The 23,004-nt window shown below is 63.7% G+C and carries 18 protein-coding genes and 3 tRNA genes; 5 read left to right on the top strand and 16 right to left on the bottom strand.

Annotated elements, in window-relative coordinates:
* The first annotated feature begins 98 nt into the window (after positions 1–98).
* Together lexA and RSO41_RS07315 are read left to right on the top strand one after the other, a co-directional pair.
* The gene (gene lexA, locus RSO41_RS07320; RefSeq protein ID WP_315618429.1) at positions 99–569 is read left to right on the top strand and encodes a transcriptional repressor LexA; all 471 of its coding nucleotides are present in this window, start codon (positions 99–101) and stop codon (positions 567–569) included.
* A complete protein-coding gene (locus RSO41_RS07315) occupies positions 569–1,189 on the top strand; it encodes an IMPACT family protein (protein WP_315618428.1) in 621 nt (206 codons plus the stop codon). The genes lexA and RSO41_RS07315 overlap by 1 nt, the downstream gene beginning before the upstream one ends.
* On the opposite strand, the gene RSO41_RS07310 is transcribed toward RSO41_RS07315, so the two are convergent.
* The 4 genes from RSO41_RS07310 to RSO41_RS07295 all read right to left on the bottom strand — a co-directional run bounded on the left by RSO41_RS07310 (position 1,155) and on the right by RSO41_RS07295 (position 6,557).
* Entirely contained in the window at positions 1,155–2,945 is a 1,791-nt protein-coding gene (locus RSO41_RS07310; RefSeq protein ID WP_315618427.1) for a lysophospholipid acyltransferase family protein, read from the bottom strand. The two genes, RSO41_RS07315 and RSO41_RS07310, sit on opposite strands and share 35 nt — an antisense overlap.
* Positions 2,946–3,083: 138 nt before the next feature.
* Positions 3,084–4,409: a sodium ion-translocating decarboxylase subunit beta gene (locus tag RSO41_RS07305; protein ID WP_315618426.1), complete on the bottom strand. Its 1,326-nt coding sequence runs from the start codon at positions 4,407–4,409 to the stop codon at positions 3,084–3,086.
* A gap of 10 nt (positions 4,410–4,419) precedes the next feature.
* Entirely contained in the window at positions 4,420–6,228 is a 1,809-nt protein-coding gene (gene oadA, locus RSO41_RS07300) for a sodium-extruding oxaloacetate decarboxylase subunit alpha (RefSeq protein ID WP_315618425.1), read from the bottom strand.
* Positions 6,229–6,305: 77 nt separating this feature from the next.
* Positions 6,306–6,557 (bottom strand): OadG family protein, encoded by a 252-nt coding sequence (locus tag RSO41_RS07295; RefSeq protein WP_315618424.1) that lies wholly within the window; start codon positions 6,555–6,557, stop codon positions 6,306–6,308.
* A 159-nt stretch (positions 6,558–6,716) separates the two neighbouring features.
* Between RSO41_RS07295 and RSO41_RS07290 the strand changes: the two genes are divergently transcribed.
* Positions 6,717–7,715 (top strand): tRNA-dihydrouridine synthase family protein, encoded by a 999-nt coding sequence (locus tag RSO41_RS07290; RefSeq protein WP_315618423.1) that lies wholly within the window; start codon positions 6,717–6,719, stop codon positions 7,713–7,715.
* A 144-nt stretch (positions 7,716–7,859) separates the two neighbouring features.
* Here the strand turns inward: RSO41_RS07290 and RSO41_RS07285 are convergent.
* From RSO41_RS07285 to RSO41_RS07245, 9 genes are all read right to left on the bottom strand, one after another.
* A tRNA-Arg gene (locus RSO41_RS07285) sits at positions 7,860–7,936 on the bottom strand.
* Positions 7,937–8,013: 77 nt separating this feature from the next.
* Positions 8,014–8,090 (bottom strand) — tRNA-Arg (locus tag RSO41_RS07280).
* A 21-nt stretch (positions 8,091–8,111) separates the two neighbouring features.
* Positions 8,112–8,204, bottom strand: a tRNA-Ser gene (locus tag RSO41_RS07275).
* 102 nt (positions 8,205–8,306) lie between these two features.
* On the bottom strand, positions 8,307–8,504 hold the full coding sequence (gene csrA / locus RSO41_RS07270; RefSeq protein ID WP_315618422.1) for a carbon storage regulator CsrA: 198 nt from the start codon (positions 8,502–8,504) through the stop codon (positions 8,307–8,309).
* Positions 8,505–8,706: 202 nt separating this feature from the next.
* Positions 8,707–9,957, bottom strand: coding sequence for an aspartate kinase (locus tag RSO41_RS07265; RefSeq protein ID WP_275289158.1), 1,251 nt, complete (start codon positions 9,955–9,957; stop codon positions 8,707–8,709).
* A gap of 98 nt (positions 9,958–10,055) precedes the next feature.
* Positions 10,056–12,662 (bottom strand): alanine--tRNA ligase, encoded by a 2,607-nt coding sequence (gene alaS, locus RSO41_RS07260; RefSeq protein ID WP_315618420.1) that lies wholly within the window; start codon positions 12,660–12,662, stop codon positions 10,056–10,058.
* A 436-nt stretch (positions 12,663–13,098) separates the two neighbouring features.
* Positions 13,099–13,563, bottom strand: a complete 465-nt coding sequence (locus RSO41_RS07255; protein ID WP_315618419.1) for a regulatory protein RecX — start codon at positions 13,561–13,563, stop codon at positions 13,099–13,101.
* 3 nt (positions 13,564–13,566) lie between these two features.
* Entirely contained in the window at positions 13,567–14,637 is a 1,071-nt protein-coding gene (recA, locus tag RSO41_RS07250; RefSeq protein ID WP_315618418.1) for a recombinase RecA, read from the bottom strand.
* Between the two features lie 119 nt (positions 14,638–14,756).
* Positions 14,757–15,272 (bottom strand): CinA family protein, encoded by a 516-nt coding sequence (locus RSO41_RS07245; protein ID WP_315618417.1) that lies wholly within the window; start codon positions 15,270–15,272, stop codon positions 14,757–14,759.
* A 163-nt stretch (positions 15,273–15,435) separates the two neighbouring features.
* On the opposite strand from RSO41_RS07245, the gene mutS reads away from it, so the two are divergent.
* Both mutS and fdxA read left to right on the top strand, forming a co-directional pair.
* Positions 15,436–18,021, top strand: a complete 2,586-nt coding sequence (mutS, locus tag RSO41_RS07240; protein WP_315618416.1) for a DNA mismatch repair protein MutS — start codon at positions 15,436–15,438, stop codon at positions 18,019–18,021.
* A gap of 144 nt (positions 18,022–18,165) precedes the next feature.
* Positions 18,166–18,489 (top strand): ferredoxin FdxA, encoded by a 324-nt coding sequence (gene fdxA / locus RSO41_RS07235; protein WP_315618415.1) that lies wholly within the window; start codon positions 18,166–18,168, stop codon positions 18,487–18,489.
* A gap of 548 nt (positions 18,490–19,037) precedes the next feature.
* Here the strand turns inward: fdxA and eno are convergent.
* Genes eno through RSO41_RS07220 form a run of 3 tightly spaced genes read right to left on the bottom strand, consistent with a single transcriptional unit; the run spans position 19,038 to position 22,885 of the window.
* Positions 19,038–20,330, bottom strand: coding sequence for a phosphopyruvate hydratase (gene eno, locus RSO41_RS07230; protein ID WP_315618414.1), 1,293 nt, complete (start codon positions 20,328–20,330; stop codon positions 19,038–19,040).
* A 42-nt stretch (positions 20,331–20,372) separates the two neighbouring features.
* Positions 20,373–21,224: a 3-deoxy-8-phosphooctulonate synthase gene (gene kdsA / locus RSO41_RS07225; RefSeq protein WP_315618413.1), complete on the bottom strand. Its 852-nt coding sequence runs from the start codon at positions 21,222–21,224 to the stop codon at positions 20,373–20,375.
* A gap of 5 nt (positions 21,225–21,229) precedes the next feature.
* The gene (locus RSO41_RS07220) at positions 21,230–22,885 is read right to left on the bottom strand and encodes a CTP synthase (RefSeq protein ID WP_315618412.1); all 1,656 of its coding nucleotides are present in this window, start codon (positions 22,883–22,885) and stop codon (positions 21,230–21,232) included.
* Positions 22,886–23,004: the final 119 nt, after the last annotated feature.

Raw genomic sequence — 23,004 nt, 5'->3', positions numbered from 1 at the left:
CGACATGCGCCGCCACCCTTGCCAGATTCATGTTGCCTGCTATGCTGGCAAAGTACTGTATGAATCGACAGTCATCGCCAACGGAGAGACGTCGCGCCATGCCAAGCCCTACCGCACAGTACCTGTTCCGTCAGCCCAACCTGCCCCTGGCCACCTCCTGGTCCCCCATCGCCGCCGATGACCTGGTGGAGATCCCCCTGCTCGGACGCGTCTCGGCGGGCATGCCCATCGAGGCCTGCCTGGATGCCGGCAGCATCGAGGTGCCTTCACGCATGGTCAGGCGAAACACCTACGCGCTTCGAGTGCATGGTGACTCCATGATCGATTGCAACATCTTCGATGGAGATGTGATTATCATCGAACGTCGCGAAAGCGCCGAAAACGGCGAAACAGCGGTGGTGATGATCAACGACCAGGAGGTCACCCTGAAGAAATTCTACATCGAGAAGTCCGGTGTGCGCCTGCAACCGGCCAATGACGAGATGCCCCCCATCTACCTGCGCAACAGCGATATCCAGGTACTGGGCCTGGTGATGGGTGTGGTACGCCAGCCGGACCTGGCCGCCTGATGCGCTACCAGGTTCCCGATCTCGCCGAAGGTGTCTGGCATGAAACCGAGCTGGAAATCGAACGCAGCCGCTTCATCACCTGGACCGCTCACACCCCGGACGTGATGGCCTTCGAGACACTGCTGTCCGAGGCCCGTCGTGCCCACTCAGGTGCCAGCCACCATTGCAGCGCCTTCATCGCCGGCCCTCCCGGTGAACAGAACGCCATCGGCTTCTCCGACGACGGCGAACCCGGCGGCACCGCCGGCCGCCCCATGTTCCAGGTGCTGGAAGGCACCGGACTCGGGCGAGTCGGCTGTGTGGTCATCCGCTATTTCGGCGGCATCAAGCTGGGTACCGGCGGCCTGGCACGCGCCTATGCCCAGGCGGTCAGCGAGGCCCTCGACAGCCTGCCCAGGCGTGAGGTCGTCGAACGCATGGCCTTGAGCCTGAAGGTCGACTTCGCCGGCGAAGCCGTGGCCCGCGCCTGGTGTGGCGAGCACGACATTCCCGTCGAACACGCCGACTACCAGGCCGATGGCGTGACCCTGACCCTCGGCTGGCCAAGCGACGTCGAGCGCGACCTCGACCCCCTCAATGCCAGGCTCAAGGGGCGAATGGTACTGGTCGAGCCTGCCTAGACGCCTGTTCGATGCCTGCCTGACCCTTGGTGCCATCCCTTGCCGTCTCGCCGATATAACGCTCGCGCTTCTCGGGCTTCAAGCGTGTGACATCCACGACCACCAGTCCGTCGGTGCAATAACCGAAGCCGGCATCGACGCCGAAAGCCAGAAAGCGCGCTCCACCGGGCTCGGCGACATCGACGTACTGCTTGTAGAGAGCCGGCACTCCGGCCCCCATGGCCTGAAGGGCATGGCGCAGGCGTCGGAAATCTTCCTTGGCATCGCCGCCATCCAGCAACCGCTCCACTTCCAGCTGGCCGGCCCGCGACATCCGGAAGGGAGCCCGGGGACGAATCGAGGCCTCGGCATCGCCATGGTAATGCTGGTAATAGCCCACCAGCAGCTCCTTGGCCAATGGCGGCATCAGGTTGGGGATGGTCACCGGCCCGAACAGCCAGCGAACCTCGGGGTGCTCGCGCAGGTAGGCGCCTAGCCCGACCCAGAGATAATCCAGGCTGCGACGTCCCCAGTAGCGCGGTTGCACGAAACTGCGCCCCAGCTCCAGTCCATGGCGCCACTCAGCCCAGGGGGCCTGTTCAAGCTGGAAGATCGTCGAGCTGTACAGTCCTGCCGTCCCCTGGCGGTCGAGAATCTCGCCGACATCACCGAGACGATAGGCACCGGCGATTTCCAGGTCCTGTTCATCCCACAGGATCAGGTGCCGATAGTGGCTGTCGAAGTCGTCCAGATCGCGCTTTTTGCCGGTCCCTTCACCCACGCGGCGAAAGGTGATCTCGCGCAGGCGGCCGATCTCGCGCATCACCGCCGAGTCGGGCCGGCTGTCGAATAACAGGATACGCTTGCCGTCTGCCGTCTCGCCCAGGCGACGCGCCTCGCGCAACTCCTCGCGCAGGCGCTGGCGGTTCTCGGGACGGGCAATACCGGTCTCACTGACAAACACGCCCTTGCGGCCACGCCCCAGTCGATACACATGCTTGCGCAACAGCTTCAACTTTACCGGCGTGGTCAAATCGTCGCGATCGAAGCGTGCCAGGGGGATCAGGCCCCCGACCCGCAGGGAGATCTGGCGATCGCGCTGACGAAACATTTCGCTGGGCAGCATCAGGGTTCCCAGCGGGGCGTGCAGCGATGACAGACTATAGAAGCGAGAGGAATTTCGACCGCCCACATGTACCGGCAGGATCGGTGCATTGGTGCGCCGCGCCGCATGCAGGAAGCCTGACAGCCACTTGCCGTCGCGAACACCGGCGGGCCCGGCCCGAGAGACCTCGCCAGCGGGGAAGACGATGACCGCACGGTCTTCTTCCAACGTGCCGATCATGCGCTCCAGGCTGCGGCGAAAGCCCTTCCGGGACAGGTTGTCCACCGGCAGCATCACCTCGCGCAACGGCTCGATCTGCAGCAGCAGGTCGTTGGCCAGGATCCGCACATCGGGCCGCAGCTCGGCGACCATCTTGACCAGGGCCAGGCCATCCAGGGCTCCCAGGGGATGGTTAGCCACGATCACCACCCGTCCGGTGGCGGGAATGTTGTCGCGATCCCGGGACGACAGGGTATAGCCGAACCGGAAGTAGTCGAAGACCTGGTCGATGAACTCGAGCCAACCGAGTCGCCCATGACGTACCAGGAAGTCGTTGACGTCGCGCTCGTGCACCAGCCGACGCAGGCCGGCGAACAGCGGCCTCTGCAGCCAGGAAGGCCAGGCCGCGATGCGGGGGGACTTGTCCAGCAGGGACCCTTCGATATCGATCATCCGACTCTCGCTCCGACCGGGCGCCACGGCGCCGATGCCCTCAGGCTAGGAGCGAAAGATGACAGGACGATGGCGACCCCGGAGCGCGATACGGCGCCCCGAGAGGCGCCGTATCGTCATCATGATCAATGGCGGGAATCAGCCGAGGTACTTGATCATCACCCCGGCGGCCACGGCCGAACCGATGACGCCGGCCACATTGGGCCCCATGGCGTGCATCAACAGGAAGTTGTGAGGGTTGGACTCCAGCCCCACCTTGTTGGAAACCCGCGCCGCCATGGGAACTGCCGAAACCCCGGCAGAGCCGATCAGCGGATTGATCGACTGCTTGCTGACCGCGTTGAGCAGCTTGGCCATGAGAATGCCGCAGGCCGTGCCGATGGCGAAGGCCACCATGCCGAGCCCGAGGATGCCCAGTGTCTCCAGGGCCAGGAAACGATCCGCCATCAACTTGGAACCCACCGAAAGCCCCAGGAAAATGGTCACGGTGTTGATCAGGGCATTCTGGGCGGTATCCGAAAGCCGCTCCACCACGCCGCACTCGCGCATCAGGTTGCCGAAGCAGAACATCCCCAGCAGGGGCGCAGCGTCGGGCAGAAAGAGCACGACCAGGACCAGCAGTGCCAGCGGGAAGACGATCTTCTCGAGCTTGGACACCGGCCGCAGCTGGGTCATGGCGATCTCGCGCTCACGGGTCGACGTCAGCGCACGCATGATCGGCGGCTGGATCAATGGAACCAGGGCCATGTAGGAATAGGAGGCCACGGCGATGGCCCCCAGCAGCTCCGGCGCCAGCAGACTCGAGACATAGATCGACGTCGGCCCGTCGGCACCACCGATGATGCCGATCGCCGCCGCCTGCTTGAGCGAGAAGTCCATCACGCCCATCGCCGAGAGGCCCACCGCGCCGAGCAGGGTGGCGAAGATGCCGAACTGGGCGGCGGCCCCGAGGAACAGGGTGCGCGGATTGGCCAGCAGCGGACCGAAATCGGTCATGGCGCCGACCCCCATGAAGATCACCAGAGGCGCCACGCCGGAGGCGATGGCCACGCTGTAGAACTGATACAGCATGCCGGGGGCATAACCGGCACCGGCGGCTACATCATTGGCGGCTCGTACCAGTGCCGGGGAGGTATCGCCGTGCAGGGCTTGCGTCACGAGATGACGCGCGCCCTCGATACCCGCAGCCGGGTCCAGGGTTGTCCCGAGGGCCGAGGCCAGGCGCTCGAGTACCTGGGGCCCGGCCTGATGGGCGGCCTGCTCGGCGGCCGACAGGGCCAGTCCCGCTTCGGGGATGTTGGCCAGGATGCCGCCGAAGCCGATCGGCACCAGCAGCAACGGCTCGAACTTCTTGTTGATCGCCAGGTAGAGCAGACCCAGCCCCACCAGGATCATCGCCCCCTGGCCCCAGTCCAGGTTGTAGAGCCCCGAGCCATGCCACAGGGTCAATAGTTTGTCTGTCATGAAACCATCCTTAGAGAACGATCAGCTCGTCACCCACCGCCACGCTGTCACCTTCACTGACCTTGACCTCCGACACCGTGCCGGCACCGGCGGCTCGTACCTCGGTTTCCATCTTCATGGCCTCGAGGATGATCACGACATCGCCCTCGGCGACACTGTCCCCTGGTTTGACATTGACCTTGAAGATATTGCCTGCCAAGGGCGCCGCGATGGCCTCGCCAGAGGGAGCCGCCGGTGCAACGGGCGCGGAACTCTCGCCCTGTTCCTGCACTCGGTCGATCTCGCCGCCCTCGGCGACCTCGACCACATAGGCCTTGCCGTTGACCTTGACGGTATAGGTCTCGGGACCGGCCGGCTCGGTCGCCGATGCCGGAGCCCTTGCCGGCGGATTGGCCTGGGCACTGCCGGTATCGGGTACTTGAGGCGCCGGCTCGAAGGCATCGGGATCATCGCGGTTGGCGAGGAACTTCAGGCCAATCTGCGGGAAGAGTGCATAGGTGAGCACATCATCGATGTGCCGCTCGCCCTCGGCCAGCCGGATGTTGTCCTCGGCGGCCTTGTTCGTCAGTTCCTCGGACAGAGGCTCCATCTCCGGTGACAGACGGTCCGCCGGACGCTCGGTGATGGGTTGCGCACCGTCGAGGACGCGTGCCTGCAACTCCTGGTTGAAGGCGGCGGGCGCCGCACCGTACTCCCCCTTGAGCAAGGCCTGCACTTCCTTGGAGATGGACGTGTAGCGTTCGCCCATCATCACGTTCATCACCGCCTGGGTACCGACGATCTGCGACGTCGGTGTCACCAGGGGGATGTAGCCCAGATCCTCGCGCACCCGAGGGATTTCGGTCAGGACGTCATCGAGCTTGTCGCCGGCGCCCTGCTCCTTGAGCTGGCCTTCCATGTTGGTGAGCATGCCACCCGGCACCTGCGCCACCAGAATCCGTGAGTCGATGCCCTTGAGCGCCCCCTCGAAGGCGGCATACTTCTTGCGCACCTCGCGGAAATAGCCGGCGATGTCCTCGAGCAGTTCGAGGTCGAGCCCGGTGTCGCGCTCGGTGCCCTTGAGGATGGCCACCAGTGACTCGGTCGGGCTGTGGCCGTAGGTCATCGACATCGAGGAAATGGCGGTATCGACATTGTCGACTCCCGCTTCCACTGCCTTGAGCGCAGTGGCCGTGGACATGCCAGTGGTAGCGTGACAGTGCAAGTGGATGGGAATATCCAGCGCCTTCTTGAGGCGCGACACCAGCTCGAAGGCATCATAGGGTGTGAGCAGGCCGGCCATGTCCTTGATCGCCAGGGAGTCGGCTCCCATATCGGCAATGGTGCGTGCCAGTTCCACCCAGCTTTCCATGGTATGCACCGGGCTCACGGTATAGGAGATAGTGCCCTGGGCATGGCCTTCATTGGCACGTACCGCACGAATGGCACGCTCCAGGTTGCGCGGATCGTTCATGGCATCGAAGACACGGAAGACATCGACGCCATTGGTCCTGGCGCGCTCGACGAAGCGATCGACCACATCGTCGGCATAGTGGCGATAGCCGAGCAGGTTCTGGCCGCGCAGCAGCATCTGCTGAGGCGTATTGGGCATGGCCTCTTTCAACGCCCGTATCCGCTCCCACGGATCCTCGCCGAGATAGCGGATACAGGCGTCGAAGGTGGCGCCACCCCAGGACTCCAGCGACCGGAACCCGACACGGTCGAGCTTCTCGGCAATAGGCAGCATGTCGTCCAGACGCAGTCGCGTGGCGAACAGCGACTGGTGAGCATCGCGCAGCACCACATCCGTGATACCGAGCGGGCGGGCATTCTCAGTCATTGCGGGTTTCCTTATCGTTGTAACCGAAATGCGTCGTCATCCAACGAGGCACGAAACGAAAACGGGCCAGTTATCGCTCAGCGGCGATGACGGCGACGATGACGATGTACGGCAGCACTGATCGCGGCCATGACATCATCATCACGGGCCGATACGGACCGGCCAGAAGCCGACGGGGGACTCGCAGGCGCCGGTTCCGGGAAATAGCGCCCGATGATCCGGGACATCAGGGTCGTGGTGACCACCAGAACGGTCAGAAAGACGAATACGAACCCCATGCCGAGCCCCATCAGGGCAAAGCCTTCATTCAGTAACGATGTATCCTGCATGCGGTTTCCTCCTCGTTCGCGCCGCCATTCCGTCTGCCGATGACGAACGCATGAATACTGAGGCCATAACCTGCCACCCTCGCGATGGATTACAATGACGCCATGGTGGAAGTCGACGTTGTTAATTTACTACATAAGGGTCGCATCGGCCTAGCCCCGATGGAAGGGGTCATCGATGCCGCAACTCGCGACCTGCTGACACGCCGCGCCGGCATCGACTGGACGGTCACCGAATTCGTGCGCGTGGTCGACACTCGCCTGCCGCCGCGTGTCTTTCTTCGTCATTGCCCCGAACTGGCCAATGGGGCGCCCCGTACGCCCGGCGGAGCTCCGGTGCACCTCCAACTACTGGGCTCCGACCCCGCAGCGCTGGCGGCCAACGCACGCCAGGCGCTGTCCCTGGGGACGACGAGCCTCGACCTCAACTTCGGCTGCCCCGCCAAGCTGGTCAACCGACACGACGGGGGCGCCTCCATGCTGCGCGACCCCCGGCGCCTGCGCGCTGCCGTCGCCGCCGTTCACGATGCTGTGGGCGACACTCTCCCGGTGACGGCCAAAGTCCGGCTCGGATTCGCCGACCGCCGCCTGGCTCTGGACTGTGCCCGCGCCGCCGAGGATGGTGGCGCGCGCCAGCTCGTGGTCCACGCCCGCACTCGCAACGAGGGCTATCGCCCGCCGGCCCACTGGGAGTGGATCGCCCGTATCCGCCATCGACTGTCGATCCCGGTAGTAGCAAACGGTGATATCTGGACTCTCGAAGATTACTGGAAGGCCCGGACCCTTTCCGGCTGCCACGATGTCATGCTCGGTCGAGGCGCCCTGGCCGATCCCGGGCTGGCGCCACGAATTCGCCACTGGCAAGGCACCGGCAAGCAGCTCCCCGCCACCTGCTGGGCCGCCAAGGCCGAGACGCTGATCGAATATGCTGCAATGCAGCGTAACATACTTCCGCCGAAGGTGGTGGTAGCTCGACTAAAGCAGTGGATGAACCACATGCGTGGACGGGACCCCGAGGCGGCACGCTGTTTCCAGGCGCTGCGGCGGGTCACCGAACTGGAGGACTTTCTGACAGGGTTGGTGGCATCGACGGGGAAGCGGAGCGAGGCAGTGGCAAGCCCCCCTCGAATGCCAAGGAACTCGAGGGAGAACACTGGATGAAAAGCATGCACAAAAAAAGAGGCGCTCGTCGCATCGCGACGGCGCCTCGAACGATCGCAGGACCACTCAGGGGTGACGGGTCCAGCTAATGGCAAGCCTGCCAAAACGAAAAACCCGCCCTCTCATGGAGGACGGGTCGAAATCTGGCGCGCCCGGGAGGATTCGAACCTCCGACCGCCTGATTCGTAGTCAGGTACTCTATCCAGCTGAGCTACGGGCGCGTTGCACAACGAGCGAGTCGTTGAATTTGACGGTGAATCCTCCTAGTCTCGACAAGTGAGGACTTGTCTGAAGGAGGTGGCGCGCCCGGGAGGATTCGAACCTCCGACCGCCTGATTCGTAGTCAGGTACTCTATCCAGCTGAGCTACGGGCGCTTACCTTCACCGTGCCGAACATGGCGGAGAGGGAGGGATTCGAACCCTCGAAGGGGCTATTAACCCCTTACTCCCTTAGCAGGGGAGCGCCTTCAGCCACTCGGCCACCTCTCCCTCATCGGCACGGTGCGCATCCTACCGATTTAAAAGGCCATTGTCCAGCGCCCGGAGGATTTTTCTCGTGTTCCCCGGCGCCAGTATACGCCGGGGACCCCCTCAAGGTGTCTCGTCGTCGGTATCGTCGTCGGATTTCTCGCGCTGGATCCGCTGATAGATCTCCTCACGGTGCACGGCGACGTCCTTGGGTGCATTGACACCAATGCGGACCTGGTTGCCCTTTACCCCCAGAACGGTGACGGTGATGTCGTCGCCGATCATCAGGGTTTCGCCGACGCGGCGGGTCAGGATGAGCATGACTGATCTCCTTTTCAGACTTCTGGCTACGGGATGCTGCCACCTACAGGGGACGACGGCGCATGACACCATGGCACGATGTCGTCCCCGAGCCAATAGCGCCGACCATGACACTGCAACGCCTCGTTCACGGGTAGCCCTTTCACGCCAGTGTCATGGACTCCCTACCAGCGTAGAAGCTGTCGGCGAACCTGGGTGGCGTTTATTCGCTCTCGATGTCTGACTTGTCGAGCCCAAACGCCTTGTGCAAGGCACGCACCGCCAGTTCCATGTGCTTCTCATCGATCACCACGGAGATCTTGATCTCGGACGTCGACACCATGCGGATATTGATGTTCTCTTCAGACAGTACGCGGAACATCTTGGACGCCACGCCGGCGTGGGAGCGCATGCCGACACCGACCAGCGAAACCTTGGCGATGTTGTCGTCGCCCTTGACCTCGCCTTCGCCCAGCGCGGGCAGCACCTGATCCTCGAGGATACGCAGAGTCTGCTTGTAGTCACCCTTGGCCACGGTGAAGGTAAAGTCGGTGTAATCGCCGGCCGGTGCCACGTTCTGCACGATCATGTCGATCTCGATATTGGCATCGGCGATCGGCCCCAGAATCTTCGAGGCGACACCGGGAACATCCGGCGTGTTGAGCAGGGTCAGCTTGGCTTCATTGGCGGTAAAGGCGATACCGGAGATCAGCGGTTCTTCCATGGAATCCTCGTCATTATCGGAGTCTGCGACGATCAGGGTGCCGGGGCCACCCTCGAAGCTGGACAGCACGCGCAGCGGAACATTGTATTTGCCGGCGAATTCGACGGCACGGATCTGCAGGACCTTGGAGCCCAGGCTCGCCAGCTCCAGCATTTCCTCGACGGTGATGGTATCCAGGCGCTGGGCCCGGGAGCAGACCCGCGGGTCGGTGGTATAGACCCCGTCGACGTCGGTGTAGATCTGGCACTCGTCTGCGCCCAGCGCCGCAGCCAGGGCCACGCCGGTGGTGTCGGAGCCGCCGCGACCAAGGGTGGTGATGTTGCCTTCCTCGTCGACGCCCTGGAAACCGGCCACCACGGCCACCTGGCCATCATCCAGGTCCTGACGCATGTCCTCGGTCTCGATGCGCTGGATGCGCGCCTTGGTGTGGGCGCTGTCGGTCATGATGCCGACCTGGGAGCCGGTATAGGACGTGGCCGGCACGCCCAGCTTGTGAAGCGCCATGGCCAGCAGCGAGATGGTCACCTGTTCGCCGGTGGACACCAGCATGTCCATCTCGCGCGGGGTCGGCTCATCGTTGATATCGTTGGCCAGGCCGATCAGCCGGTTGGTCTCGCCGCTCATCGCGGAAACCACGACCACGACCTGGTGCCCCTCGTCACGGAAGCCCTTGACCTTCTCGGCCACGGCCTTGATGCGCTCCACGGAGCCCACCGAGGTCCCACCGAACTTCTGTACGTATAGTGCCATTTATCGTTGTCCCTCGTATCCGGGTTAACGTTCGAATGAAAACGGTTAGCTGCATAAAAGAAGGGCCGAAGGCATCCCGCCTTCGGCCCCGATGATCATCAGAGCTTTGACTCGACCCACATGGGTACGCTATCCAGCGCACCAGGCAGGGCCGGGACATCGCTGCCGCCAGCCTGGGCCATGTCGGGACGCCCACCTCCCTTGCCGCCGACCTGGGAGGCCACGTGGTTGACCAGCTCGCCGGCCTTGACCTGACCGGTCAAGTCATCGGTGACGCCGGCGATCAAGCTGACCTTGCCGGCCTGCTCGTCGCCCACGCCGAGCACCACCACCCCCGAGCCCAGCTTGTTCTTGAGCTGATCGAGCAGACCTCGGAGCTCCTTGCCTGAAACGCCTTCGAGGCGCTTGGCCAGCACCTTGACCCCCTTGACCTCGCGGGCGTCGCCAAGCATGTCGCTGCCGGCAGCGCTGGCCAGCTTGGCCTTGAGACGCTCGAGCTCCTTTTCCAGATCACGGTTGCGCTCGACCAGCGAGGTCACACGCTCCTCGACCTGCTCCGGCTTCGCTTTCAGGCGCTCGCCGATTCGCGCCACTCGTGCTTCCTGGTCACGAAAATAGGCCAGGGCGCCTTCCCCGGTGATCGCTTCGATACGGCGCACACCGCTGGCGATACCGGCCTCGGCGACGATATGGCAACAACCGATATCACCGCTACGGGCCACATGAGTGCCACCGCACAGTTCGATGGAGAAATCGTCGGCACCGATGGTCAGCACGCGCACGCTGTCGGCATACTTGGCCTCGAATAGTGCCGCTGCCCCCTTTTCCTTGGCTTCATCGAGCGTCATGTTCTCGATACGGGTCGGCGCGTTGGCCAGCACCTGTTCGTTGACCAGCCTCTCTACCTCGGCAAGCTGCTCGTCGGTCATCGGCTCGAAGTGGCTGAAATCGAAACGCAGCCGCTCCGGGGTCACCAGCGAGCCCTTCTGCTGGACATGATCGCCCAGTACAAGACGCAATGCCTTGTGCAGCAGGTGGGTCGCCGAGTGATTGCGTACCGTGGCGGCGCGCAGGCCCGCATCGACGTGCGGCGTCACGCTGGCGCCGACCTCGAGCTCGCCTTCCAGCAGGCGCCCCTGGTGCAGATGGTGCCCGGCCTGCTTCTGGGTGTCCTCGACCAGAAAGCGGCCGTTGTCGAGTTCGAGGTAGCCGGTATCACCAACCTGGCCGCCGGACTCTCCATAGAAGGGCGTGCGATCGAGCACCACCACGCCCCGCTGCTCGGTCTCGAGCCGCGCCAGGGCATTGCCCGCCTCGTCGACGAGAGCCACCACGGTGGCTCGATCCTCGAGTCGGTCATATCCGGTAAAATCGGTTTCGCCCTCGAGCTCCAGGGCGGCGCCGTAATCGACGCCAAACTGACTAGCCGCCCGAGCCCGCTGGCGCTGGGCCTCCAGCTCGCGCTCGAAACCGGCCTCGTCGAGCGAGACGCCGCGCTCGCGGCAGACATCGGCAGTCAGGTCATAGGGGAAACCATAGGTGTCATAAAGCTTGAACACCGTTTCCCCGGGCAGGGTGTCGCCGTCGAGGGCATCGAGCGCTTCTCCGAGCAGGCCCATGCCATGCTCCAGGGTTCGCGCAAACTGTTCCTCTTCCTTCAGCAACACGCGCTCGATCTGGCCACGGGCTTCGCGCAGCTCGGGGTAGGCCTCGCCCATCTCGGCGTCCAGTGCCGCCACCAGCTTGTGGAAGAAACTGCCCTGGGCACCGAGCTTGTGGCCATGCCGCACGGCACGCCGAATGATGCGCCTCAGCACATAGCCGCGCCCTTCGTTGGAGGGCAGCACGCCATCGGCCACCAGAAAGGCACAGGAACGGATATGATCGGCGATCACCCGCAGCGAAGGTGCCTTCGTGCCGTCATGCCCCGTCGCTTCGGCGGCAGCGGCCAGCAGGTTCTGGAACAGGTCGATCTCGTAGTTCGAGTGCACCCCCTGCATGACCGCGGCGATGCGCTCCAGTCCCATGCCGGTATCGATGGACGGCTTGGGCAGCGGGTTCATGTTGCCGGAAGCATCGCGGTCGTACTGCATGAAGACCAGATTCCAGACCTCGATGTAGCGATCGCCATCTTCCTCGGGACTGCCGGGAGGACCGCCCCACACCTCGGGGCCATGGTCGTAGAAGACTTCGGAGCTCGGCCCGCAGGGGCCGGTATCCCCCATCTGCCAGAAGTTGTCCTCGTCGAGACGAGAGAAGCGCTCGGGATCGATGCCGACCTCGTCCTTCCAGATGCGCTCGGCCTCGTCATCGCTGACGTGAACGGTGACCCAGAGCTTTTCCCTGGGCAGACCGAGCACCTCGGTGAGGAAGCGCCAGGCGAAATGAATGGCATCACGCTTGAAGTAGTCACCGAAGCTGAAGTTGCCCAGCATCTCGAAGAAGGTGTGGTGACGTGCGGTATAGCCGACGTTGTCCAGATCATTGTGCTTGCCGCCGGCACGCACACAGCGCTGGGCCGAGGTCGCGCGCACATAGGGGCGCGGATCGCGCCCCAGGAAGACGTCCTTGAACGGCACCATGCCGGCATTGGTGAACAGCAGGGTCGGGTCGTTGTCCGGCACCAGGGAGCTCGTCGGGACGATGGTATGCCCACGCTCCTCGAAGTAGCTCAGAAAGGCCTGTCTGATGTCTGCACTTTTCATGGAATATCCGTGACGATAAGCATGGTGGCCCTCCAGGCGGACACCCGCCCGGGGCACTGGGAAGCACTCAATAAATCGGCGAGCGTGTCGAACACGGGGCCCTCGGGCTACCGCAACGACGCTGACGGGACTGGCCGATATCTCGGCCGGGCCGGCGGCCATCGCGTAGCGATCAGGGCGCCGAGCGTCGTGAAGGCTAGGCCCGTTCCCGACGGGCCATCGCATTTCCCACAGCCTTGTGGGTCACGCAAGGCGTACGGAACACAGAAAGCGAGACATAACACTTGGTTAGGCGAGCTTTCGAGCACCGAGCAACACAGCGATTCGCACGCGCAGGCATTTAAGCAGCCTTTCCTTTAGTCAGTGCTTCCTTCGCAAAGGGAGCCATTATAGCGCAGTCGTCAAGCAACGACAGGGCAGGAAGGCCTTGATCGCCTCAGGTATCGTCCCAGGCGTGCGTCATGGCGTACCGAAGCTGATCGAAATCGAATCCTCTGCCGGCCAGGAAGCGCTCCCGCCGAGCCCGCTCCCGCGGCATCTCGCCAGGCCCCGAGAAGCGGCGCGCCAGCGCCTCGGCGGCCAGGCTGAACCAGTCGACCTCGGTCGCCAGCTCGGTGAAGGCCTGGCGCACGACCTCATCGTCGATGCCACGCCGCTCGAGTTCGGCGCGCAACTTGATCGGCCCCTGCCCCCGGGCAACCCGGGCCCTCAGGAAACTTTCGGCGAAACGCACGTCGGACTGCAGGCCCTGCTCCTCCAGATCGAACAGGCAGGCTTCGACGTCTTCGTCGGCATGCCCCTTCGCGGCCAGGCGTTCGCGCAATTCCCCACGGGCATATTCTCGCCTCGCCAGCAGCCGAATGGCATCTTCCCGGGGGGTACTCTCGGCCGTCTCGCGCATCGTCTACAGCAGGCCGTCCTCGCGCTCGCTGCCCTCGCCGATGGGCGCCTCGCCTTCGCCTTCTTCCTCGCGAGGCTCCGGCACGGCCAGCAACTGGGCACGAATCTGGCTTTCGATCTCCTCCATCACCGAGGGGTTGTCCTCGAGGAACTGGGCAGCGTTGGCCTTGCCCTGACCGATCTTGTTGCCCTGGTAGCTGTACCAGGCGCCCGCCTTGTCGACCAGGCCGCACTGGACCCCCAGGTCGACCACCTCCCCGGCATGGTAGATCCCCTTGCCATAGAGAATCTGAAATTCGGCCTGGCGGAACGGCGGGGCCACCTTGTTCTTGACCACCTTGACCCGCGTCTCGTTGCCGGTGACCTCGTCGCCCTGCTTCACCGAACCGGTGCGTCGGATATCCAGGCGCACGCTGGAGTAGAACTTCAGGGCGTTGCCACCGGTGGTGGTCTCGGGGCTTCCGAACATCACACCGATCTTCATGCGGATCTGGTTGATGAACACCACCATGCAGTTGGCATTCTTCATGTGGCCGGTGACCTTGCGCAACGCCTGGGACATCAGGCGTGCCTGCAGGCCGACGTGGGAATCGCCCATCTCACCTTCGATCTCGGCACGCGGCGTCAAGGCCGCCACCGAGTCGATGATGATCACGTCGACACCGCCCGAGCGCACCAACATGTCGCAGATCTCGAGGGCCTGCTCACCGGTGTCGGGCTGCGAAACCAGCAGGTCATCGAGGTTGACGCCGAGCTTCTCGGCATAACTCGGGTCGAGGGCATGTTCGGCGTCGATGAAGGCACAGGTCTTGCCCTGCTTCTGGGCCTCGGCAATGACCGCGAGGGTCAAGGTCGTCTTGCCCGACGACTCGGGGCCGAAGATCTCCACGACACGGCCATAGGGAAGGCCGCCGATGCCCAGTGCGATATCCAGGCCCAGCGAACCGGTGGAGACCGACGGCATCACCACACGCGGCGTATCGCCCAGCCGCATCACGGTCCCCTTGCCGAACTGTCGATCGATCTGGGATAGCGCGGCGTTCAGCGCCTTGGAACGGTTCTCGTCCTGAGCCATGACAGGCCTCCTAAGCGATAGCGAATGACGGAGACATGGCCAGCGACCACGCTCCTTCACTGTATGATTGCACAGTATTATGACGAAAAAAGCGCCACTCGGCCAGTCCCTCGAACGAGCTACCCATGTGGTGCCAGCCAACGGATCAGCCCCACCAGCGCCTCACGCACCGCCGCCTCGCGCACGGCATCGCGATCGCCGGAAAAGTGCCGGCACTCCGAGTCACGCTGCCATCCATCGCCCCAGGCCAGCCACACGGTACCCACCGGCTTGCCGTCGGTGCCGCCTCCCGGGCCGGCGACACCACTGACGGCCACGGCCAGGTCAGCCCCGCTCTCGGCACAGGCCCCGGCGACCATGGCCTCGACCACCTGCCGACTGACCGCGCCATGCTCGGCCAGCACGGCTTCGGGCACGCCGAGCAGTCGCGTCTTGGCAGCATTGGCATAGGTCACATAGCCGGTCTCGAAATAATCGGAGCTACCGGCGACCGCGGTGATGGCGCTGGCCACGCCACCACCGGTACAGGATTCCGCGGTACTGACCACGATGCCCCGCTCCCGACACAGGCGTCCCAGATATTCGGCGAGCCTTGCCGGATCGAGAGGATCGGAATTTTCGACATGTACCGCCATGGCATTTCCCCCAGGCCGATGATGACTGGACGGCAGCGCTCCTGACGCCGAACGCCCTTGAGCGTAGAATACTGGCTTTGTCCGCGACATGCATGATACGCAACGTCGCCACGATTCCGCTGTCGTTCTTCGCACCATCACCACCGGCAAGCCAAGGAAGCCCATGTCACAGGCCAGCCCCCAACACACCCCGATGATGGCTCAATACCTGAAGATCAAGCGCGAACATCCCGACGTGCTGCTCTTCTACCGAATGGGCGATTTCTACGAGCTGTTCTTCGAGGACGCCAAGCGTGCCGCCGCCCTGCTCGATATCACCTTGACCCAGCGCGGCCAATCGGCGGGCAAGCCGATTCCCATGGCCGGGGTGCCCTACCACAGTGCCGAAGGCTACCTGGCACGATTGGTCGCCGCCGGTGAATCGGTGGCCATCTGTGAACAGATGGGCGACCCGAATACCGCCAAGGGACCGGTGGAGCGTCAGGTCGTGCGCATCGTCACCCCCGGCACTCTCTACGACGAGGCACTGCTCGACGCCCGCCGCGACAACCTGGTGGTCGCACTGCATGCCGCCGGTGATCGCTGGGGGCTGGCCTGGCTGGAGCTTTCCAGCGGTCGTTTCAGTGTGCTCGAGGTGGAAGGCGAAACCGAGGCGCTGGCCGAGCTGACACGCCTGGACCCGGCCGAGCTGCTGGTCACCGAAAGCCTGACGCTGCCGCCCGGCCTGGACACGCATCGTGGCCTGCGCCGCCAGAACGACTGGCTGTTCGACCTGGAAAGCGCCACCCGCACGCTCTGCGACCAGTTCGCCGTTCAGGACCTCCGAGGGTTCGGCTGCGCCCACCTGGAAGCGGCCATCACCGCCGCCGGCGTGTTGATCGACTACGCCCGCGATACCCAGCGCTCACAGTTGCCCCATGTCACGGCCATCGGCGTGGAAAGCCGCGACGATGCCGTGGTGATCGATGCCGCCAGCCGTCGCAACCTGGAAATCGGCATCAATATGGGCGGTGGCACCGACAATACCCTGGCCAGCGTACTCGACACCACGTCCACCGCCATGGGCTCGCGGCTGCTCAAGCGCTGGCTCAACCGGCCACTGCGCGATCGTGCCCAGGTATCAGGCCGCCAGGCGGCGGTCTCCGCCCTCCTCGACGGCGATGGCTTCGTCGCGCCACGGGACGCCCTGAAGGCGATCGGTGACGTGGAACGCATTCTGGCCAGAGTCGCGCTCTACAGTGCCCGCCCTCGCGATCTCGCCAGGCTGCGTGACGCCCTGAACGCCCTGCCCGAGCTCGAGACCGAACTGGCCCGTTTCGACGAAGGCACCGCTCTGGATGACCTCAAGCGCCGTATCCACCCCTACCCGACGCTGGCCGATACCCTGAGCCGCGCCCTGGTGGAGAACCCGCCAGTGGTGATCCGCGACGGTGGCGTGATCGCCGAAGGATTCGACGCCGAACTCGACGAGCACCGAGGCCTGGCCGAACATGCCGGCGACTACCTGATCGAGCTGGAAACCCGGGAGCGCGAACGCACCGGGCTGCCCGGCCTCAAGGTCGGCTACAACCGGGTTCACGGCTACTACATCGAGATTCCCCGGGCCCAGGCCCGGGAGGCGCCGGTGGACTACATCCGTCGCCAGACCCTGAAAAACGCCGAGCGCTTCATCATCCCTGAACTCAAGGAGTTCGAGGACAAGGCGTTGTCAGCCAAGTCACGGGCACTGGCTCGCGAGAAGCTGCTCTACGACGGTTTGCTCGACGACCTCAACGCCGAACTCGCTACGCTCCAGGCCACCGGCCAGGCCCTGGCGGCACTGGATGTGCTCGCGACCCTGGCCGAGCGCGCCCGAGCCCTGGACTTCGTGCGCCCCGAACTGCCCGAGACACCGGGCATCACCATTCGTGCCGGTCGCCACCCGGTCGTCGAACAGGTCAGCGATACGCCCTTTGTTCCCAACGACCTGAGCATGGACGACGAGCGGCGAATGCTGGTGATCACCGGTCCCAACATGGGCGGCAAGTCGACCTACATGCGTCAGGCCGCCCTGATCACCCTGCTCGCCCACACCGGCAGTTTCGTGCCCGCCGATGCCGCCTCGATCGGCCCCGTGGACCGCATCTTCACCCGAATCGGCTCATCGGATGACCTCGCCGGCGGGCGCTCCACCTTCATGGTGGAGATGACCGAGACCGCCAACATCCTGCATAACGCCACCGACCACAGTCTGGTGCTGATGGACGAGATCGGGCGCGGCACCAGTACCTTCGATGGCCTGTCGCTGGCCTGGGCCAGCGCCGAACAGCTGACCCGCAGCCGCGCCTTCACGCTGTTTGCCACCCATTACTTCGAGATGACGGCTCTGGCCGAGCAGGCGGGCGGCGTGGCCAATGTTCACCTGACGGCCACGGAGCACAGGGAAGGCATCGTCTTCATGCACCGGGTGGAAGACGGTCCGGCCAGCCAGAGCTATGGCCTGCAGGTCGCCCAGCTGGCCGGCGTTCCCCAGGGCGTGATCGCCCGGGCGCGAGAAAAGCTCGCCACCCTCGAGCAGCAGGAGATCGACCAGGGCCAACGCAGCCTGCCCACGGACGAGAGCGCCGCGTCGAGCGTCACGCCACAACAGGCCGACCTCTTCGCCAGCGCACCGCACCCCGTGGTGGAAAGTCTGGGGAGTCTGGGGCTGGACGACATGACACCGCGTCAGGCACTGGAATGGCTGTACCACTGGAAGGAAAGGCTCTAGCCGCCTTGCGGTCGGCGTGGCGGGCCGACTAGAATGGGGTCGAAAAGCTCACTATATTATAAAAGCAACAGTTTTTATAACTTAAACTCATCATACGAGACCGATTGGCCGTGGCGCAACCCGGCCCGAGGAAGGGAGACAGACATGACATTCGTCGTCACCGAAAACTGCATCAAGTGCAAGTACACCGACTGTGTCGAGGTCTGCCCGGTGGACTGCTTCTATGAAGGCCCCAACTTCCTGGTGATCCACCCCGACGAGTGCATCGACTGCGCCCTGTGCGAACCGGAGTGCCCGGCCGAGGCGATCTATTCGGAGGACGAGCTGCCGGAGGGACAAGAGCAGTTCATCGAGATCAATGCCGAACTCTCCGAAACCTGGCCGAACATCACCGAGAAGAAGGACCCACCGGAAGATGCCGAGGAGTGGGATGGCAAGCCAGGCAAGCTAGAGCAGCTGGAGCGCTGACGAGGACGGGCAGACCATGGCCACCCTCGCCGGCCCTCGAGGCGGCGTGCGCAAGCATGGCCATGCACTGACCGGCAGGACACAAGAACGCCGAATGTCACTCGACATTCGGCGTTCTTGTATCTGCCCCATAATGACAAGAGGGGCACCAGACACAGAAAAGGCGGCCCGCAGGCCGCCCGCTCCTAGCTAATCCTCGAGCGAATCCTTTCGCCCTCCATCCTGCGAGTGCTGTCCATGCCCGGAGGCGACGTCCTGTCACACCAGGCGCACTCGAGACTGCATCCCGTGGCATCCTGCCGGAAGAGCTCCGCTCTCCCTTGTCCCGAGTACATTGTGGCACGCTTGCGGAGCTTCTCAAGTCGCCAGGATGGCATTCCAATGGGGGCTTCTTTACCCGCCTTCCTTTAAATATCCTTTATAATCAAAAAGATAAAAAAAGACCGATGCTCTACACACCGGTCTTCGCAGGGTTTTTGTCGTCAATGTCTTAGGCTATCTGTAGGAAATCTCTTACAAAATGACGAGCAAAAAACAACAGTGTTCGCTTATTGCCCCTTGATGGCGCCGCGCCCGGGGTAGTCCACTCGCCCATCCAGATCGCGCTCGATCACCAGCAGGCGGTTATACTTGGCGACGCGGTCACTGCGGCACAGTGAGCCCGTCTTGATCTGGCCGGCACTGGTACCCACGGCCAGGTCGGCGATGGTGGTGTCCTCGGTTTCACCGCTGCGATGCGAGATGACAGCCGTGAAGCCGGCATCCTGAGCCATCCTGATGGCATCCAGGGTCTCGGACAGCGAACCGATCTGGTTGAACTTGATCAGGATGGAATTGCCGATCCCCTCGTCGACACCGCGCTTGAGGATACGGGTGTTAGTGACGAAGAGGTCGTCGCCCACCAGTTGCACCTTGTCACCCAGCTTGTCGGTCAGCGCCTTCCAGCCGTCCCAGTCGGACTCATCCATGCCGTCCTCGATGGAGACGATCGGATACTGATCGCACAGCTCGGCCAGGTACTCGACGAAGCCGGCCGCATCAAAGGACTTGCCCTCACCGGACAAGGCGTACTGGCCATCCCGATAGAACTCGCTGGAGGCGCAATCCAGGGCCAGAGTGACATCACGACCGAGCTCATAGCCGGCATCCGCCACGGCCTGCTTGATCACCGCCAGCGCCTCGGCATTGGAGGCGAGATTCGGCGCGAAACCGCCCTCGTCACCCACGGCGGTCGCCAGGCCACGCTTGGCCAGTACCTTCTTCAAGGCATGGAACACCTCGGCGCCCATGCGCAGGCCTTCGCGGAAGCTCGGCGCACCCACCGGCTGGATCATGAATTCCTGGATATCGACATTGTTGTCGGCATGCTCGCCGCCGTTGAGGATGTTCATCATCGGCACCGGCATCAGGTACTGACCCGGCTGCCCATAGAGCTCGGCGATATGAGCGTAGAGCGGCATGCCCTTGGCATTGGCGGCTGCCTTGGCGGCCGCCAGGGATACCGCGAGAATCGCATTGGCGCCGAGCCCCGCCTTGTTATCGGTGCCGTCGAGCTCGAGCATGGCGCCATCGAGGCCTCGCTGGTCACGCGCATCCATCCCCACCAGACGCCCGCGAATCTCGCCGTTGATGGCCGCCACGGCCTTCGACACGCCCTTGCCAAGATACCGGGTCTTGTCACCGTCGCGCAGCTCGAGAGCCTCGCGGGAGCCGGTAGAGGCGCCACTGGGCGCGCAGGCTTCCCCCACGGCGCCGCTTTCCAGGCGCACTTCGGCCTGTACGGTCGGGTTGCCACGTGAATCGAGCACCTCGAGGGCGCGGATATCGACGATCTTGGTCATAGGTTGTGTCGTCCTTAAGCGAGTCAGTCAGCGTTGAAAAAATCAGGCAATCTCGAGTGCGTCAAACCCCTTCACCAGGTCATCCAGCGCCTTGAGCTGCGCCAGGAAGGGCTCGAGCTTGTCCAGCGGCAGGGCGCAGGGCCCGTCGCACTTGGCATTGTCGGGGTCCGGGTGCGACTCCAGGAAGAGTCCCGCCAGCCCCACGGCCACCCCGGCACGCGCCAGCTCGGCGACCTGAGCACGACGACCGTCGGCGCTGTCGGCACGTCCGCCGGGGCGCTGCAGGGAGTGGGTCACATCGAACAGCAGGGGGTAGCCGGTCTGCTTCATGTCACCGAAGCCGAGCATGTCGACCACCAGGTTGTTGTAGCCGAAGCTCGATCCCCGCTCACAGAGGATCAGGCGGTCATTGCCGGCTTCCTCGCACTTGCGCAGGATGTGACGCATCTCGTGGGGCGCCAGGAACTGTGGCTTCTTGATGTTGATCACGGCACCGGTTTCGGCCATGGCCACCACCAGATCGGTCTGGCGGGCCAGGAAGGCCGGTAGCTGGATGACATCGGCGACTTCCGCTACCGGCGCTGCCTGCCAGGGCTCGTGCACGTCAGTGATCACCGGAACCCCGAAGCGCTCCTTGATCTCGGCAAGCATCGCCACCCCTGCATCCAGGCCGGGGCCCCGGAAGGAATGGATGGAACTGCGGTTGGCCTTGTCGAAGCTGGCCTTGAACACATAGGGCATGCCGAGCCGCGAGGTGACCTCGACATAGGCCTCGGCGACCTCCAGGGCCAGTTCCCGGGACTCCAGCACGTTCATGCCGCCGAACAGGGTCAGCGGCAGTGAATTACCGACCCGAAGGCCGGCGAATTCGATGGGACGTTCGGGGTCGGTCATCGGTCTCACTCCTGCGGGGTGGACTGGGCGCGGTTGCGTATCGCCTTGTGTTCCAGGGCCGCACTGACGAAGCCGGTGAACAGCGGGTGGCCATCACGGGGCGTCGAAGTGAACTCCGGGTGAAACTGACAGGCCACGTACCAAGGATGATCGGGCAGCTCGACCATTTCCACCAGGGAGTTGTCGACGCTCTTTCCGGACACCACCAGGCCGGCCTTTTCCAGGGCGTCGACGAACTGGTTGTTGACCTCGAAGCGATGACGATGGCGCTCGACGATCTCGTCGTCGCCGTAGGCCTCGCGAGCCCGTGTCCCCGATGCCAGGCGGCATACCTGCCCGCCCAGACGCATGGTACCGCCCAGATCCGAGGCTTCGTCGCGAAGTTCGATATTGCCTTCCGGGCTGATCCACTCGGTAATGAGACCGACCACCGGGTGCCGGGTCTCGCGGGTAAACTCGGTGGAATTGGCGTCGTCCCATCCCGCCATGTGGCGGGCAAACTCGATCACCGCCACCTGCATGCCGAGGCAGATTCCCAGGAAAGGAATATGGTTTTCCCGGGCGAACCGGGCAGTGGCGATCTTGCCTTCGACGCCGCGCTCGCCGAAACCGCCGGGCACCAGGATCGCATCCTTGCCGGCCAGCCGCTCGGGACCATGACGTTCGATGTCTTCGGAATCGACGTAATCGATGTTGACCTTGATCCGGGACTGGATACCGGCATGAGTCAGCGCTTCATTGAGCGACTTGTAGGCATCGAGCAGCTCCATGTACTTGCCGACCATGGCGATGTTGATCGACTTGAGCGGATTGAGCTTGGCATCGAGCACCCGAATCCATTCGCCGAGATCCGCTTCGCCGGCCGTGAGGCGCAGCTTGTCGCAGACGATTTCGTCAAGGCCATGCTCATGCAGCATCAGGGGGATGCGATAGATGGTATCGGCATCCTGCAGCGGCACGACGGCACGCTCTTCGACGTTGGTGAACAGCGCGATCTTGCGTCGCTCGCTTTCCTCCAGCTCCACCTCGCTACGGCAGATCAGGATATCCGGCTGGATACCGATGGAACGCAGTTCCTTGACACTGTGCTGGGTCGGCTTGGTCTTGGTCTCGCCGGCCGTCTTGATGTAGGGCACCAGCGTCAAGTGCATGAAGATCGCCCGGCTGGCGCCCAGCTCGCTTCTGATCTGACGAATCGACTCGAGGAACGGCAGCGATTCGATGTCCCCCACGGTGCCACCGATCTCGACCAGCGCCACATCGAAGCCTTCGCCACCCTCATAGACACGACGCTTGATCTCGTCGGTGATGTGGGGAATCACCTGCACGGTACCGCCAAGATAGTCGCCGCGACGCTCCTTGCGCAGCACGTGCTCGTAGACACGGCCGGTCGTGAAGTTGTTGGCCTGGGTCATCTTCGTGCGAATGAAGCGCTCGTAATGCCCCAGGTCGAGGTCGGTCTCGGCGCCATCCTCGGTGACGAACACCTCACCATGCTGGAAGGGGCTCATGGTGCCCGGGTCCACATTGATATAGGGGTCGAGCTTGAGCATGGTGACCTTGAGGCCGCGCGCCTCCAGGATAGCCGCCAGCGAGGCCGACGCGATGCCCTTGCCGAGTGAGGACACAACGCCGCCGGTCACGAAGATATATCGTGTCATGAAGAACCTGTCGAAACGTGATCGGTAGGCCCGGCAGGAAGCCGCGCCAGGATGGGGCCACAGAATAGCAGATGAAGACCAATGGCTCAATTTGGGCACCAAGCGCCAAGCAGGATCAT

The organism is Halomonas sp. I1 (genome assembly GCF_032334135.1).
Taxonomy (GTDB): Bacteria; Pseudomonadota; Gammaproteobacteria; order Pseudomonadales; family Halomonadaceae; genus Halomonas.
Note: the sequence above shows the minus strand (reverse complement) of the source record. Positions and strands in the feature narration are given on the sequence as shown.